A 14,403-nucleotide genomic window follows, 5' to 3' on the forward strand; every position below is an offset into this window, starting at 1 on the left:
CCCCAGCCTCGTGCTCCTTCAGCACCGCAATGATCTGCTCTTCCGTGAATCTTGCTCGCTTCATCAGTCCGTCCTCATCAGGGCCGGACTCTAACTCCGCGTGGAGGAAAAACTCAGTGGCAGGTCAGAGCTCCTAAGTCAGGACTCGGGTCGCCTCAACCACCACTACCGGACTCCGGTCGATACCTCGGCAAGAACCAGCACGCAGGCACCCATCATTCGAACGAAAGACAAAGGCTTCTTTGTTCACCCCAGCGGGGTTGCCGCTCGAGCGTTTTGTGAACGCCTCTACACGGTCATGCGCGCGGCAGGAGATGTCGATATTGAGAACAAGATGGGCAGCGCGCTCGAAAGATTGACCATATCGCTTCTCGAACAGTTCGGCATCCGCCCCAGCATCATAAATGGTCGCTATACGGGATACCCGAAAGATCAGGGACCAGAGGTCGATTTGGCTATCGAGACGGTTGACCGAATCTTGCTTATTGAATGCACTAAAAAGCCCCTTACAAACGACGCACGGCGCGGCGCGACGCTTTCGGCACTCCGCGATATTGAAGGTAGCTTCCTAAAGCTCGTGCAGCAGCTAGCTGGTCACGAAGCCGAATTGCGAACCAAAGGAGAGATCAGGTTCGTCGGAGGGGAAGTTCTGGAACTGAAGGGACGCGCCATCGAAAAGATTGGCATTAGCCTCTTCGATCACGGTTCGCTACAGAATCGCGATTTTACGATCGCGTTCATAGAGGCCATGGCCGGCGCGCAGATTTCCATTGATGTGCCCGAGGGACAAGACGTTGCGAAAGCCTTTAACAAGCGTCTTTATAAACTAGACAAAAATCTGAAATTAATTACAGAATCACCCGGCGCAGCAGATCGAGAACTGTTCAATTTTGCGATGTCGACTTGGTGGCTGAGCATTGATCAGCTTCATTATTTGCTCAAGAAGGGCAACGGAGACCTTTGGGGTAGTCTAAATGACGTCCGGCATTTGACGACACGAAGCGGCGATCTTGTCTATGAATTGAAGCGTAGCCTAACCCTCAATGAAGTTGGTAACGCCATGCTCAACATGGCTCGGCAAACCGGCGGTCGCGCGATGATCTGAGGGGGCACCAAAGTTCCATACACAAGAACGTTCTGGAACTCGCCGCGAAATTTTAGCGACCCGTATCCTAGACCCACTGTCTTCGTGGCTGCCACATGTATGGCGCTCCATAGCGGAATCGAACCGCTCTTTCCGGCGTGAGAGGCCAGCGTCCTAACCGATAGACGAATGGAGCATAGACCGTTTCGCGCCAGGCGCTCCAAACGGCAGGATACCCGGCCAACGCCTTGCGAGCGCTGGTCGAGGGCTGCTGTTTAATCGGGCTTCGACCGGCCCGCAACTGTTTTTGCAGCGAGTCCATAAAATTCAAAAGGGCGCGCACAGGGCGCGCCCTTTCCGGCACTATCGGCGCCCCCGGATCGAGGCGCTGGGCGTTCCGCCTCAGGCGGCCTTGTCGGCAAGCGCGGGATAGTCGGTGTAGCCCTTCTCGTCGCCGCCATAGAACAGCGACGGCTCGGGCGCGTTCAGGGCTGCGTCAACCCTCAGGCGCTCGACCAGGTCGGGATTGGCGATGAACAGCTTGCCGAACGCCACCGCATCGGCGCGGCCGCTTGCGACGGCGTCGATCGCCATCGCCCGGTCATAGCCGTTATTGGCGATATAGGCGCCCTTGAAGGCCTTGCGCAGCGCATCGTAGTCGAAGGGCAGGATATCGCGCGGCCCGCCGGTCGCGCCCTCGACGACATGGATGAAGGCGATGCCGGCCTCGTCCAGTTTGGCGACGAGATGGTTGAACAGCGGCTGCGGGTTGCTGTCGCTGGCGTCGTTGGCCGGCGTCACCGGGGAGATGCGGATGCCGACGCGGCCCTTGCCGAACACCTTCGTCACCGCATCGACCACCTCCAGCGTCAGCCGCACGCGGTTCTCGATCGAGCCGCCATAGGCGTCCTCGCGCGTGTTGGTGCCGTCGCGCAGGAACTGGTCCAGCAGATAGCCATTGGCAGCGTGGATCTCGATGCCGTCGAAGCCGGCAGCCTTGGCGTTCTCGGCCGCCTTCACATAGTCGGCGACGATGCCGGGCAGTTCGTCGAGCCGCAGCGCGCGCGGCGGCGAGACGTCGGCGAAGCCGCTCTCGATATAGGTCTTGCCCTTGGCCGGGATCGCAGACGGCGCGACCGGAGCCTGCCCGCCCGGCTGCAGCGAGACATGGCTGATGCGGCCGACATGCCAGAGCTGCGCAACGATCTTGCCGCCGGCCTGATGCACCGCGTCGGTGACCTCCTTCCAGCCCTCGACCTGCTCGGCGGTATACATGCCGGGCGTCCAGACATAGCCCTGGCCCTGCTGCGAGATCTGCGTGGCCTCGGTGATGATCAGCCCGGCGCCGGCACGCTGGCGATAATACTCGACATTGAGCGCGTTGGGCGCATCATTGCCGTGGGTGGCGCGGTTGCGCGTCAGCGGCGCCATGAAGACGCGATTGCTGACGGCGATGTCGCCGATCTGGAACGGCGTGAAAAGCGCCGGAACGGATTCGCTGGAAGAGCTCATCGGGATTGTCCTTCGGACGGTAAGACCGGACGGTGGTCGAAAGGCGGCCTCATGCAGCCGTCGATGCCAAGATAGGTACTGCACTGCAACATGACAGGGGCGGCGTTGATCGCCTGCCGCAAGAAGTTCACTGTTCCCTCCGGAGGAGCACCGACAGATGACGCATGTCGAGGAGGCCGAGCCGGAGAGACGAAAATTCTCCCTGCGGATGCCATCGCGTGCCGTCCGGCAGGCCGCCATGATGCTGCGCCTCGGCTGGAACGGCGCCGTCGGCATCGTCTACCCGCCCTCCTGCATCGCCTGCCAGGCCGCGACCGGGGAGGCGCAGGCGCTCTGCCCGGCCTGCTGGAGCGGCATCGGCTTCATCGAGCGGCCCTATTGCGAAAGGCTCGGCACGCCCTTCGCCGTCGATCTCGGCGAGGGGCTGGTCTCGCCCGCGGCGATCGCCGATCCGCCGGTCTTCGCGAGGGCGCGGGCCGTCTGCCGCTTCGACGGCACGGCGCGCGAACTGGTCCACCGCCTGAAATACGGCGACCGCACCGATCTCGCCTCGACGCTCGGCCGCATGATGGCGCAGGCAGGGCGGGACCTCACCTGCGACGCCGGCCTGATCGTCCCCGTGCCGCTGCATCGCACGCGGCTCTGGAGCCGGCGCTTCAACCAGGCGGCCGTGCTGGCGCAGGTCGTGGCGCGGCAAGCGCGCGTCCCGCTCGCACCGATGGCGCTGTCACGGGTCAAGCGCACGCACCAGCAGGTCGGGCTGACGCGAGCCCAGCGCGCCGATAATCTGCAGGGCGCCTTCAAGGTTCACCCTGAAGCGAGGGCGCAGGTTGAGGGCCGTCGCATCCTGCTGGTCGACGACGTCCTGACCACCGGCTCGACGGCCAATGCCGCCGCGCGCGCCCTGCTGCGGGCGGGCGCCAGCGCGGTCGACATTCTCACCTTTGCGCGCGTCGTGACCGACGGGTCGTGACGAACGGATGACGAGACACTACATTGGTGGCAGCGCAACATCTCTGGATGCCCCGATGCCCGCCGTCACGATCTACACCACCTCCTGGTGCCCCTATTGCAAGGCTGCGAAGTCGCTGCTGACGAAAAAGGGCGTCGCCTTCGACGAGATCGACGTCGACGGCAAGCCCGAACTCCGGCAGGCGATGACGGCACGCGCCGGAGGGCGAACCTCGGTGCCGCAGATCTTCATCGGCGAGAAGCATGTCGGCGGCTCCGACGACATCCACGCGCTCGACGCCCGTGGCGAGCTCGACAAGCTGCTCGCCGCTTGAACGCTTCCCGATATGCGCATCCCGACGGCCGCTGCGTCTGGAACGGCGCCGCGCCGGCTGGCATGACATGATCCGCTACGCCCTCATCTGCGACAATGGTCACGACTTCGAAAGCTGGTTCTCGACATCGGCCAGCTTCGAGGACCAGGCGAAACGCGGCTTCGTCTCCTGCCCGGTCTGCAACAGCATCAAGGTCGAGCGCGCGATCATGGCGCCCAATGTCGCGCGCACCGATCGCGGTCGCAAACAGGCTCGCGGCGACATGCAGATCGAGGCGCAGCCCGTCTCGGCCGAGCCGGCCCAGGCTGTTGCAGGGGCTGCCCCCGTCGCTCTGATCGGCGAGAAGGAAATCGCCTTCCGCGAAATGGTGACCGCGCTTCACGCCCATGTCACGGCCCATGCCGAGCATGTAGGCCCGCGCTTCGCCGACGAGGCGCTGAAGATCCATCACGGCGAAAGCGACAGCCGCCCGATCTACGGCGAGGCCTCGCTCGAGGATGCCCGGATGCTGCACGAGGAGGGCGTCGAGTTCCTGCCGCTGCCGCGCCTGCCCGGCACGGGGAACTAGGAGCGATCATGATCCAGCTGCGCGGCGACGCCCTGACGATCACGATCGCCGAGTTGGGCGCCGAACTGCAATCCGTCACCGATGCGCAAGGCCAGGACTGGCTCTGGAACGGCAACCCGGCGATCTGGGCCGGGCGCTCGCCGCTGCTCTTCCCGGTGATCGGCAAGCACCCCGATGGAAAGGTGCTGATCGACGGCAAGCGCTATCCGATCAAGAGCCACGGCGTCGCCCGCACCAGCCCGTTCCAGCTCGTGACGCAGGACGACGCCGCCTGCACGCTGCGGCTCACGGACAACGACGAGACAAGGCAGGCCTATCCCTTCGCCTTCGCGCTCGACATGACCTACCGGCTGGACGGGCCGGCTCTGACCCTGACCGCTCGCATCGCCAACACCGGCACTGTGCCGATGCCCTTCTGCTTCGGCTATCACCCGGCCGTCCTCTGGCCGCTGCCGGGCGCCGATGGCTTGCCGCATCGCATCCACCTCGGCAATGGCGCGAGCCCCCGGCATCTGCGTCTCAGCGCCGATGGCCAGCGCGCGCCCCAAAGCCACGCGTCAGTCTTCGAAGATGGCGTGCTGACGCTCGACCATGCGCTCTTCGTCGATGATGCGCTGATCATCGCCGAAGGCGCCGGCCACCACCTCTGGTACGGCGCGGACGGATGGCCGGGCGTGGCGGTCGATTTCCCCGGCATGCCCCATCTCGGCATCTGGACCAAGCCGAACGGCCCCTACATCTGCATCGAGCCCTGGCACGGCCTGCCCTCGCCATCGGACCCCGACGAGCCGCTCGACAAGCGCGCAGGCGTGATCCTGCTCGCACCGGGAGCCGCCACTGAACTGCCGATGACGCTGACATTCGGCGTACCCAAGCCCAGTTGAGGCCGCCGAGCGCTCATCCGAAGGTCTCAAGCGACTTGGCCGCCCCTCTGGCGTTATTCTCGCCGCAGTGCAACATTGAGATTGCTCTGAAAAGAGGGTGGAACGGCATGAACGCGAGCGACACTGTTGGCAGCACTCCCGCGCCACGCGAACAGGCCACGCCGCGCGACAAACCGGCCTCGCGCGACAAACCCTGGATCTTCCGCACCTATGCCGGCCATTCCGACGCGGCGGAATCCAACAAGCTCTACCGCAACAACCTCGCCAAGGGGCAGACCGGCCTCTCTGTCGCCTTCGACCTGCCCACCCAGACCGGCTACGACCCCGACCATGTCCTGGCGCGCGGCGAAGTCGGCAAGGTCGGCGTGCCCATCAGCCATCTCGGCGACATGCGGGCGCTCTTCGCCGACATCCCGCTCGCCCAGATGAACACCTCGATGACGATCAACGCGACGGCGGCCTGGCTGCTCTCGCTCTACATCGCGGTGGCCGACGAGCAGGGCGCCGACCGCAAGGCGCTCCAGGGCACGACGCAGAACGATCTCGTCAAGGAATACCTGTCCCGCGGCACCTATGTCTTCCCGCCGCGCCCCTCGATGGCGCTGACCACCGACATCGTCGTGTTCACGGCGCGCGAACTGCCGAAATGGAACCCCACCAACGTCTGTTCCTACCATCTTCAGGAGGCCGGCGCCTCGCCGGTGCAGGAGCTGTCCTTCGCGCTCGCAACCGCCATCGCGCTGCTGGATTCGATCCGCGCCCGGCCCGAAGTCTCGGCGCAGCAGTTCCCCGAGGTGGTCGGCCGCATCTCCTTCTTCGTCAATGCCGGGATGCGCTTCGTCACCGAGCTCTGCAAGATGCGGGCATTCGTCGAACTCTGGGACGAGATCACATTAGGTAGGTATGGCGTTACCGACGAACAAATGCGCCGCTTCCGCTATGGCGTGCAGGTGAATTCACTGGGCCTCACCGAGCCGCAGCCCGAAAACAACGTCTACCGCATCCTGATCGAGATGCTGGCGGTGACCCTCTCGAAGAAGGCCCGCGCGCGGGCCGTGCAGCTTCCCGCTTGGAACGAGGCGCTCGGCCTGCCGCGCCCCTTCGACCAGCAATGGTCGCTGCGCATGCAGCAGGTGCTGGCCTATGAGACCGATCTGCTCGAATTCGGCGATATCTTCGACGGCTCGACCGTGATCGACGCCAAGGTCGCCGACCTCAAGGCGGCCGCGCTGGAGGAACTGGCCAAGATCGACGACATGGGCGGCGCGCTGGCCGCCATCGAGACCGGCTACATGAAGCAGGCCCTGGTCGAGAACGGCGCGCGCCGGATCGAGGCGATCGAGCGCGGCGAGCAGATCGTCATCGGCGTCAACAAGTTCACCAGCAGCGAGCCCTCCCCGCTCTCCGCTGGCGAAGGCAACGTCGTCACCGTGCCGGATTCCGTCGAGCTTGAAGCGGTCAGTCGGCTCAAAGCCTGGCGCTCGGCGCGCGACACCAAGGCCTGCGAGGGCGCGCTCGCCGAACTCGCCTTGGCTGCCAGGGAAGCCCGCAACGTCATGCCGGCTTCGATCGCCTGCGCCAAGGCCGGCGTCACCACCGGCGAATGGGCGCAAACCCTGCGCGAGATCTTCGGCGAATACCGCGCCCCGACCGGCGTCGACACCAGCAAGCTCGGCGACAATGCCGACCTCGCCACGGTCAAGGCAGCCGTCGCCCGCGCCACCGAAAAGCTCGGCCGCACGCCGCGCTTCCTCGTCGGCAAGCCTGGCCTCGACGGCCATTCAAACGGCGCCGAACAGATCGCGGTGCGCGCCCGCGATGCCGGCATGGCGGTCAGCTATGGCGGCATCCGCCAGACACCCGAGGAGATCGTGGCCCAGGCGCAGGAGACGAAAGCCGACATCATCGGCCTGTCGATCCTGTCCGGCTCGCATCTGCCGCTGGTGCGCGACGTCACCGCGCGCCTGCGTGTCGCCGGGATGGATGTGCCGGTCGTCGTCGGCGGCATCATCCCGCCCGACGACGAGAACGCGCTGCGCAACATGGGCGTCGCCGCCGTCTACACCCCGAAGAACTTCGAGCTGGACGGCATCATCGCCGACGTCGCCGGGCTGGCTGCGAAGGGGCGGCCCTGACCGTGCCGGATTGCTCAATCACCTCCGCCGTCGCCGTCGCCGTCCTGCGAGAACCAGCCGCCGCCGCCATCGTCGCTTGTCGAAGTCTCGCCCGTCCGCGCAGCGCGCCTCACCATGGCGATGACGAAGATCAGCGGAATCGCCATGATGGCGAGGAATGCAGCGACATCCTGCATTGATCGGTCCTGTTTCGCCGGTCATTCCGGCCCCTCCACGCCTCGCAGCCTGCCACGACGCCATCTCGCTGGCGAGAGCCGGCTCGCGCAACGTCATGGTGACAGAGCCGCGCGGCCGGACTATCTCATCGCCTTCCTCCGGACCATCGATGTGATCCTTCCCGAGCTTCGTGATCATCAGGCGCTCCGCCGCGCCTTCCGCTGGCAGATTCCACCGCGCTACAACATCGCCGGTGACGTCTGCGACCGCTGGGCCGCGCTCGACCCGGACCGCACCGCGATCGTCGAGGTTTCCCGCGACTGGCAGGTCTCCCCGGTCAGCTTCGGGCATCTGCGCGAAGCCTCGAACCGCCTCGCGAATGCGTTGCGTGCTCGCGGCGTCGCGCGCGGCGATCGCATCGCCATCCTGCTGCCGCAGGGGCGCTGCGTGCTCACCGCCCATCTCGCGGCCTACAAGCTCGGCGCCATCGCGGTGCCGCTGGCGGCCCTGTTCGGGGTCGATGCGCTGGCCTATCGGCTGGGCGATTGCGGCGCAGGCGTGCTGATCACCGACGCCGCCGGCCTCGCCAAGACCCGCGAGATCGCCGAGCCCTTGCCGAAGCTCAGGATTCTGATCTCGACCGATGGCGCCGACCGCGATGGGCTCGGCTGGGACGCGCTGCTCGCCGAGGCGAGCCCCGATTTCACCGCCGTCGATACCAGCCCCGACGATCCCGCGCTGATGATCTACACCTCCGGCACGACCGGAAATCCCAAGGGCGCGCTGCACGGCCACCGCGTCCTGCCCGGCCATCTGCCGGGTGTGCAGATGCCGCATGAATTCATGCCGCAGCCGGGCGATCTCGCCTGGACGCCGGCCGACTGGGCCTGGGCCGGCGGCTTGCTCAACATGCTGCTGCCGGCGCTGCATTTCGGCGTCGCGGTGGTGGCACGGCCGGTGACGCGCTTCGAGCCGGAGGAGGCCTTTCGCCTGATCGCCGATCTGGGCATCCGCAACGCCTTCGTGCCGCCGACCGCCTTGCGCATGCTGCGCAGCGTCGAGCGCCCGCGCGAGCGCTTTTCCTTCGACCTGCGCACCGTCGCTGCCGCGGGCGAGGCGCTGGGTGCCGAGACGCTGGCCTGGGGCCGCGAGGCGCTGGGCCTCACCATCAACGAGGCCTATGGCCAGACCGAGTGCAATCTCGTGCTCGCCTCCTGCGCGCGGATCGGCGTCAGCCGGCCGGGCTTCATCGGCAAGGCGGTTCCCGGCCACGAGGTCGCGGTCGTCCGGCCGGACGGCTCCGTCTGCGCCGTCGGCGAGGAGGGCGAGATCGCCGTTCGCCGGCCCGATCCGGTGATGTTCCTCGGCTATTGGAACAACCCGCAAGCGACGGCCGACAAGTTCATCGGCGACTGGATGAAGACCGGCGACCAGGCGGTGCAGGACGAAGACGGCTATGTTCGCTTCGTCGGCCGCGACGATGACGTTATCACCTCCTCGGGCTATCGCATCGGGCCGGGCGAGATCGAGGATTGCCTGCTGCGGCACGAGGTGGTTTCGCTGGCTGCCGTCGTCGGCAAGCCGGACCGCTTACGCACCGAGATCGTCAAGGCCTTCGTCGTGCTGAAACCCGGCCACGCCGCCACACCCGCGCTCGCCGCCGAGCTTCAGGCCTTCGTGCGGCGGCGGCTTTCGGCGCATGAATATCCGCGCGAAATCGCGTTTCGCGAGGAGCTGCCGCTGACGACCACCGGCAAGATCATCCGGCGGCTCCTGCGCGCGGAAGCCTGAACAGAGACCGGCGCAGCGCTGCTCGAGCGCGGCCGGCGAGATCGCGAGGCTTTCGCGCGGTCCCATGCGAGAGATGCAGATCGCCGAGCGAGACCGCATCCGTCCCGCTGGCGGCCAGCCCGCCCGGCAGCAGGATCGTCCGAGACGGCGCCGCCCGCCGCATCATCGCGAGCAGGATGCGTTTCGGCGCGAGTGCCGCATGGGCCTGCTCCTGCGCGCCGAGATAAAGCCAGCCGCGCGGCCCCCGGCCGAGCACGATCGCGCCCGCGATCGGCTGCCCGTCGAGCATCAGCAGCGCGACGCGGCATTGCCGCACCCGGCTCAAGCCGCGCGTCATAGCCCGCAGGAAGCCGACCTCGCGCGTATCCTGAAGCGTCGCCGCCCCTGCCTGCGCACGAGGGCCGGACGCCTCCATCGCCAGGATGATCTCGACGGCATCGCGCAATCCCGACTGCGTCCGGCTCTCGACCAGTGTCAGTTCGCCTTTCAGCGCCAGCGCCTCGCGCAAGGTCTCGACCGAATCCGCCGGCGCGACAGCGCCCATGGCCGACAAGACCGGGCGCACGCTGACGGTGAGACCGTCCCGCTGCGTCTCCTGACGCAAACTGGACACCAGCAGACCGGCGAGATCGACATGGCGCAGCACCAGCCCGCGGCCTTCGATCAGCCGCTGGCGACTGGGATCGAGCACGGCTGCGATGACCGCCTGCGCCTGCTGCCGGTCGAGCAGCGGCGCGCCGTTGAAGATGCGCCGGTCCGAGAAGCCGATCAGCGCGTCCGGCACGAAGAGCCCCTGTCGCGGAAAGCAGGGGATCAACCCGACGAGCCGCCTCTGCCCGTCGCGCGCGCCGCCCTGCCAGGCCAGGATCGCGACAACGTCGCGGAAGGCGACGAGGTGCTGCACGGCTGCCAGCGCGAAGCCCGGCTCGAAGAATGGGTTCGGCTCCAGCGCGTGCGCAGCGAGCTGGCTCCAGGCGTCGGCGATGTCGGTGCAGCCCGCAAGCGTCCGGACCTCGATCGTGATCGCGCCCGTGGACTGCTGCGTCGGCGCGTAGCCGACATCGAGCGCTGCACCGCCGGCGCTGCCGGATGGAGCGCCCTTCAAAGCCATGATCTGGTTCATCCGACCCTGCCCACCGCTGCGCTGGACCGATCTGGCGCGAGGCTGTGCCAAATTGGCGAGCCGCGACACACCCGTCAGTCGATTGCAGGGGAAGCTTCAAAAACAGGGCCAGCGCTGCTGGTCTCAGGCGGTAGCGGTCTCCAGGCCAGTGCGACCCTGCGCCTGTCCCAGAAAGGCCGCCCAGAGCTTTTGCACGACGGCCTCGTCGATATCCTTGACGATCAGCACGAGGCGCGAGCGCCGGTCGGCATCCGGCCAGGCGTCGAGGACAACCGGCGGATGCAGGATCTGCTGCACGGCATGCAGCAGCAGCGGCCGGTCTGGATGGTCCGCGACCTGCACCAGCCCTTTCAGGCGCAACAGCTTGGGTCCATGGACCGAGCGCAGCAGCGTCCAGAACAGATCGACCGTCGCCTGCTGGATCGGCACCTCCGCCGTCAGGGCGAAGGCGCGGATGCTGGCATCATGGCGGTTGACGTCATGATGGGCGTGGTCGTGATGCCCGTGGTCGTGGTGGTGTCCATGGTCATGGCTATGATGGTGATCATTATGGCTGTGATGCGCGTGACCGCCGCCCGGTAGGGTCTCGCGCGCCAGCCATTGCCCGATCTCGCTCGGGCGCTGTGCCAGATCGTAGAGCCCCGCACCAAACAACGAGCTTGCCGCAGCTTCGGGACCGAGCAGCGCGACGCCCGGATTGAGGAGCGCCAGCCGCTGCCGCAGCGGGGCCAGCTCGGCGAAGCTCGAAACGAGATCGGATTTCGTCAACACGAGACGATCCGCCGCCACGACCTGCTTGCGTGCCTCCTCATGCGCATCGAGCGTCGCCATGGCGTTGACCGCATCGACCAGCGTCACCACGCCGTCGAGCCGGAAGCGCATCGCCAGATAGGGGTGGTTGATCAGCACGTTGAGGATCGGCGCCGGATCGGCGAGGCCGGTGGTCTCGATCACCACGCGGCTGAACGGGCTGATCCGGCCATTGTCGCGCCGGCGCAGCAGATCCTCGAGCGTGACGATGAGATCGTCGCGGATCGTGCAGCACAGGCAGCCTGATTCCAGCAGGATCATGCCGTCCTCCAGGCCCTGCATCAGGACATGGTCGAGACCGACCTCGCCGAATTCATTGACGATGACCACGGTCTGCGCGAGCGCCGGATCCTTCAGCAGCCGGTTCAGCAGCGTCGTCTTGCCGGCACCGAGGAAGCCGGTCAGCAGCGTCAGGGGGAGCGGCTCCGGCCGGCTCTGCGGGCTCGTCATGGTCGTCACGCTCTGCGTCGGGTCGGCGCCGGTGTGCGCCGTATATGTTCTAATGTTACATTAACCACCAGCGCCGCGACGACAAGGGCGCATCCCGCATATTGCAGCGGTCCCAGCCTCTCGCCGAGCACCACGGCCGCGATCAGCACCGCGCAGACCGGCTCGGCGCAGAAGGCGAGGCCAGCCGGCCCCGGCGCGACGCGCGCCAGTGCGAGGATCTGCAACACGAAACCGATCAGGTAGCCGCCGAAGGTCACCGCGACGGCGATCGGGGCCAGCGCGAAGGCCGTCACCGGCAGAAAGCCGCCCACCAGCAGCAGGATCGCGACGGTCACCGGCAGGATCACCACATGCGACCAGAACAGCTTCGAGACGGTGGCGACACGGGCGCAGCCGGCCGCCGCGAAGAACTGCACCGCCGCGCTGACGCTCGCCAGCGCCGCCAGCGCCAGACCGCGCGGATCCAGCCCCCGCCAGTCCGGCCCGACGACCAGCGCGATCCCGAGAAAGGCGATGACCGCCACCGCCAGCCGGTCGGCCCTGAAAGGCGCCGGCGTGAGCAGCGGCTCGGCCACGACGATCACCACCGGGAAGGTGTAAAAGATCACAGCCGCGACCGAGACCGGAACGAAGGAGACGGAGGACAGATAGGCCACCCCGACCAGCGCGGTGGCAACGCCGAACACCAGCACGGCTGGCCGCTCCGCCCGAGAGACGGCGAGCGAGGCGCGCAACGCCGCCGCCGCCAGCCCGATCAGCGCCAGCATGATCAGCACGCGGTAGAAGACGAGGACTGGCCCGCTCAGCCCGGCCTGGCCGGCAATCTGCGCGCTGACGATATTGGTGCCGAAGGCGCAGGCCGAGGCCAGCGCCAGGAGCATGCCCCGCCGCTGCGCGGCCTCGCCGGAAACGGGGGGCAACGGCCGATGCTCAGGCGTCGTCGTTCGGCTTGGTCTTGGTTTTGACCTGCGGCTTGGCGGGCGACGGCTTGGCCGCCGCCTGGGCGGGCTTGTTCGGTGCCGGCTTGACGGCCGCCGTCGCAGGTTCCGCCTTGGGCGAGGGCTTCACCAGCAGCGGCTTGGCCGGCGGACGGGCCGCAGGCTTGATGCCCGCCGCCGCGCTGGGGCGCAGGCTCGCGGCAGAAGCGGCTCCCGGCTGGACCGCACCCTGCAGACGCAAGGGTCCGCCTTGGCCCGCCGGCTGTGCCGTCTCGGGCTCGGTCGGCGCGAAGGCCGTGGTCGAGCTGGGAATCCCGCCATTTCGGGAGGCCGTGCGGCCGCGATCGGCGAAGAGCCCGCCGGTCTGGTTGCCCAACAATCCGGCGGCGACAGGCGCCGACGGCGCGATGACGGGAGCGCCCCCGCGTGCGACACGGCTGTCGTTGCCCCCCGTGACATTGGCTGCCAGCGGTGCCGAGGCAGAGCCCGGCGTGCGCCCGAAGGCGACAGGAATCGGTATCGTCTCGGCGCGGGGGCCGAGCGAGACGCGGCCGGAGGGCAAGCGTGTCAGCACGGAGGTGCTGGAATAGCTCGGAGCCGACGCAGTGGCGAAGCGGCCGCCATCGTCGGCATTGCCGCCGATATTCGACGCCTGGGCCGCGATCGCGCCCGAACTGTCGGCGTCGTCGGCCAGAGCCACGCCGCCGCCCTTGCGCTGGACATCGCCGCAGACGCTGAAAGCGCGCCCGCCCTGCGAGGGTAGCGACGCAACAGTGTAGCCGGCCCCGCCCCATTTGCTGAAGCCGTCATCGAGCAACTGCGCCGCCTTGATCGTGCGCTCCGTGCCAGACAATGCGCCGAGCACCACGGCGATCAGCGTCCGTCCACCACGCGTCGCGGTGGCGACGACGTTGAAGCCGGAGGCGCAGACGAAACCCGTCTTCATGCCGCCGATGCCGGCATAACGCCCGACGAGCCCGTTGGTGTTGTTGATGACCTGCTTGCCGAGCTGGACCGAAGCCGTGTTCCAGTAATCCGAGTAATCGGGAAACTCGCGCATCAGGGCCATGGCGAGGATGGCGAGATCACGCGCGCTGACCTGCTGGTCCGGGTGGTGCCACCCGTTGGGATTGACGAAATGCGTGTCGCTCATGCCGAGCCGGGCGGCCTCGGCGTTCATCATCGACACGAAGGTCGGCACGTCGCCGCCGACGCCCTCGGCCACGACATAGGCGATGTCGTTGGCCGACTTCACCATCATGATGCGCAGCGCGTTGTCGAGCGTGATCTCCTGCCCGGCCTTGATGTAGACCTTCACGCGCGGCTGGCTCGCCGCCAGTTTCGAGGCCGGGATCGCGGTCTCCAACCCGATCCGGCCTTCCCGCACCGCCTTCAGCGCGAGATAGGCGGTCATCATCTTCGTCGTCGAGGCCGGGTGCCAGGGCTGGCTGGCATTCTCGGCAGAGAGCACGGCGCCGCTGGCGGCATCGATCACGAGGCTGGTGCCGGCGGAGGCCGGGCCGATCAGGGCCAGCCCGAAGACGAAGGCGGCGGTGAGGCGGGATGCGATCATAGGGCGGTCTTGAACCTGTCTTGACGAGGGTTGAAGGCGCAGGAACTGCAGATGCGAGGGTTCAACGCGACGCGTGCGGCATTTTCGAGACGG

The 14,403-nt window shown here is 67.1% G+C and carries 13 protein-coding genes and 1 tRNA gene; 7 read left to right on the forward strand and 7 right to left on the reverse strand.

Translation table 11 applies throughout. The annotated features are described in order from the left end of the window. The first annotated feature begins 100 nt into the window (after positions 1–100). Entirely contained in the window at positions 101–1,105 is a 1,005-nt protein-coding gene (locus AE618_RS14940; RefSeq protein ID WP_156330289.1) for a hypothetical protein, read from the forward strand. A 100-nt stretch (positions 1,106–1,205) separates the two neighbouring features. On the opposite strand, the gene AE618_RS14945 is transcribed toward AE618_RS14940, so the two are convergent. Both AE618_RS14945 and AE618_RS14950 read right to left on the reverse strand, forming a co-directional pair. Then, positions 1,206–1,280 (reverse strand) — tRNA-Glu (locus tag AE618_RS14945). Positions 1,281–1,486: 206 nt separating this feature from the next. Next, on the reverse strand, positions 1,487–2,596 hold the full coding sequence (locus AE618_RS14950; protein WP_054209879.1) for an alkene reductase: 1,110 nt from the start codon (positions 2,594–2,596) through the stop codon (positions 1,487–1,489). 208 nt (positions 2,597–2,804) lie between these two features. Here AE618_RS14950 and AE618_RS14955 point away from each other — a divergent pair, with 208 nt between their 5' ends. The 5 genes from AE618_RS14955 to AE618_RS14975 all read left to right on the forward strand — a co-directional run bounded on the left by AE618_RS14955 (position 2,805) and on the right by AE618_RS14975 (position 7,469). Then, on the forward strand, positions 2,805–3,569 hold the full coding sequence (locus AE618_RS14955) for a ComF family protein (protein ID WP_054210083.1): 765 nt from the start codon (positions 2,805–2,807) through the stop codon (positions 3,567–3,569). A gap of 55 nt (positions 3,570–3,624) precedes the next feature. Then, on the forward strand, positions 3,625–3,882 hold the full coding sequence (grxC, locus tag AE618_RS14960; RefSeq protein WP_054209880.1) for a glutaredoxin 3: 258 nt from the start codon (positions 3,625–3,627) through the stop codon (positions 3,880–3,882). 67 nt (positions 3,883–3,949) lie between these two features. Then, positions 3,950–4,450, forward strand: coding sequence for a DUF1178 family protein (locus AE618_RS14965; RefSeq protein ID WP_054209881.1), 501 nt, complete (start codon positions 3,950–3,952; stop codon positions 4,448–4,450). An 8-nt stretch (positions 4,451–4,458) separates the two neighbouring features. Continuing rightward, on the forward strand, positions 4,459–5,334 hold the full coding sequence (locus tag AE618_RS14970) for an aldose 1-epimerase family protein (protein ID WP_054209882.1): 876 nt from the start codon (positions 4,459–4,461) through the stop codon (positions 5,332–5,334). Positions 5,335–5,441: 107 nt separating this feature from the next. Continuing rightward, positions 5,442–7,469, forward strand: a complete 2,028-nt coding sequence (locus AE618_RS14975; protein ID WP_082365289.1) for a protein meaA — start codon at positions 5,442–5,444, stop codon at positions 7,467–7,469. A gap of 14 nt (positions 7,470–7,483) precedes the next feature. Here AE618_RS14975 and AE618_RS28035 read toward each other — a convergent pair whose 3' ends face one another. Next, on the reverse strand, positions 7,484–7,645 hold the full coding sequence (locus AE618_RS28035) for a hypothetical protein (protein WP_156330290.1): 162 nt from the start codon (positions 7,643–7,645) through the stop codon (positions 7,484–7,486). Positions 7,646–7,799: 154 nt separating this feature from the next. On the opposite strand from AE618_RS28035, the gene AE618_RS14980 reads away from it, so the two are divergent. After that, positions 7,800–9,416, forward strand: coding sequence for an AMP-binding protein (locus AE618_RS14980; protein WP_054210085.1), 1,617 nt, complete (start codon positions 7,800–7,802; stop codon positions 9,414–9,416). Here the strand turns inward: AE618_RS14980 and AE618_RS14985 are convergent. The 4 genes from AE618_RS14985 to AE618_RS15000 form a co-directional block, all read right to left on the reverse strand. Then, positions 9,385–10,527 (reverse strand): GNAT family N-acetyltransferase, encoded by a 1,143-nt coding sequence (locus AE618_RS14985; RefSeq protein WP_054209883.1) that lies wholly within the window; start codon positions 10,525–10,527, stop codon positions 9,385–9,387. The genes AE618_RS14980 and AE618_RS14985 overlap by 32 nt on opposite strands. 135 nt (positions 10,528–10,662) lie before the next feature. Next, positions 10,663–11,799 (reverse strand): CobW family GTP-binding protein, encoded by a 1,137-nt coding sequence (locus AE618_RS14990; RefSeq protein WP_054210086.1) that lies wholly within the window; start codon positions 11,797–11,799, stop codon positions 10,663–10,665. 5 nt (positions 11,800–11,804) lie between these two features. Beyond that, positions 11,805–12,719 carry a DMT family transporter gene (locus AE618_RS14995; protein ID WP_156330291.1) on the reverse strand — a complete coding sequence of 305 codons (915 nt, stop codon included), beginning with the start codon at positions 12,717–12,719 and terminating at the stop codon, positions 11,805–11,807. 10 nt (positions 12,720–12,729) lie between these two features. Then, positions 12,730–14,310 carry a D-alanyl-D-alanine carboxypeptidase family protein gene (locus AE618_RS15000; protein ID WP_054209885.1) on the reverse strand — a complete coding sequence of 527 codons (1,581 nt, stop codon included), beginning with the start codon at positions 14,308–14,310 and terminating at the stop codon, positions 12,730–12,732. Positions 14,311–14,403: the final 93 nt, after the last annotated feature.

The sequence above is a fragment of the Allobosea vaviloviae genome (assembly GCF_001298265.1).
Classification (GTDB): Bacteria; Pseudomonadota; Alphaproteobacteria; order Rhizobiales; family Beijerinckiaceae; genus Allobosea; species Allobosea vaviloviae_B.

What these genes read in the sequence shown, in the direction of transcription:
- AE618_RS14950 (WP_054209879.1), bottom strand. Translation starts at nt 2,596, where the DNA reads ATGAGCTCTTCCAGCGAATCCGTTCCGGCGCTTTTCACGCCGTTCCAG.
- AE618_RS14955 (WP_054210083.1), top strand. Translation starts at nt 2,805, where the DNA reads ATGCCATCGCGTGCCGTCCGGCAGGCCGCCATGATGCTGCGCCTCGGC.
- grxC (WP_054209880.1), top strand. Translation starts at nt 3,625, where the DNA reads ATGCCCGCCGTCACGATCTACACCACCTCCTGGTGCCCCTATTGCAAG.
- AE618_RS14965 (WP_054209881.1), top strand. Translation starts at nt 3,950, where the DNA reads ATGATCCGCTACGCCCTCATCTGCGACAATGGTCACGACTTCGAAAGC.
- AE618_RS14970 (WP_054209882.1), top strand. Translation starts at nt 4,459, where the DNA reads ATGATCCAGCTGCGCGGCGACGCCCTGACGATCACGATCGCCGAGTTG.
- AE618_RS14975 (WP_082365289.1), top strand. Translation starts at nt 5,442, where the DNA reads ATGAACGCGAGCGACACTGTTGGCAGCACTCCCGCGCCACGCGAACAG.
- AE618_RS28035 (WP_156330290.1), bottom strand. Translation starts at nt 7,645, where the DNA reads ATGCAGGATGTCGCTGCATTCCTCGCCATCATGGCGATTCCGCTGATC.
- AE618_RS14985 (WP_054209883.1), bottom strand. Translation starts at nt 10,527, where the DNA reads ATGGCTTTGAAGGGCGCTCCATCCGGCAGCGCCGGCGGTGCAGCGCTC.
- AE618_RS14990 (WP_054210086.1), bottom strand. Translation starts at nt 11,799, where the DNA reads ATGACGAGCCCGCAGAGCCGGCCGGAGCCGCTCCCCCTGACGCTGCTG.
- AE618_RS15000 (WP_054209885.1), bottom strand. Translation starts at nt 14,310, where the DNA reads ATGATCGCATCCCGCCTCACCGCCGCCTTCGTCTTCGGGCTGGCCCTG.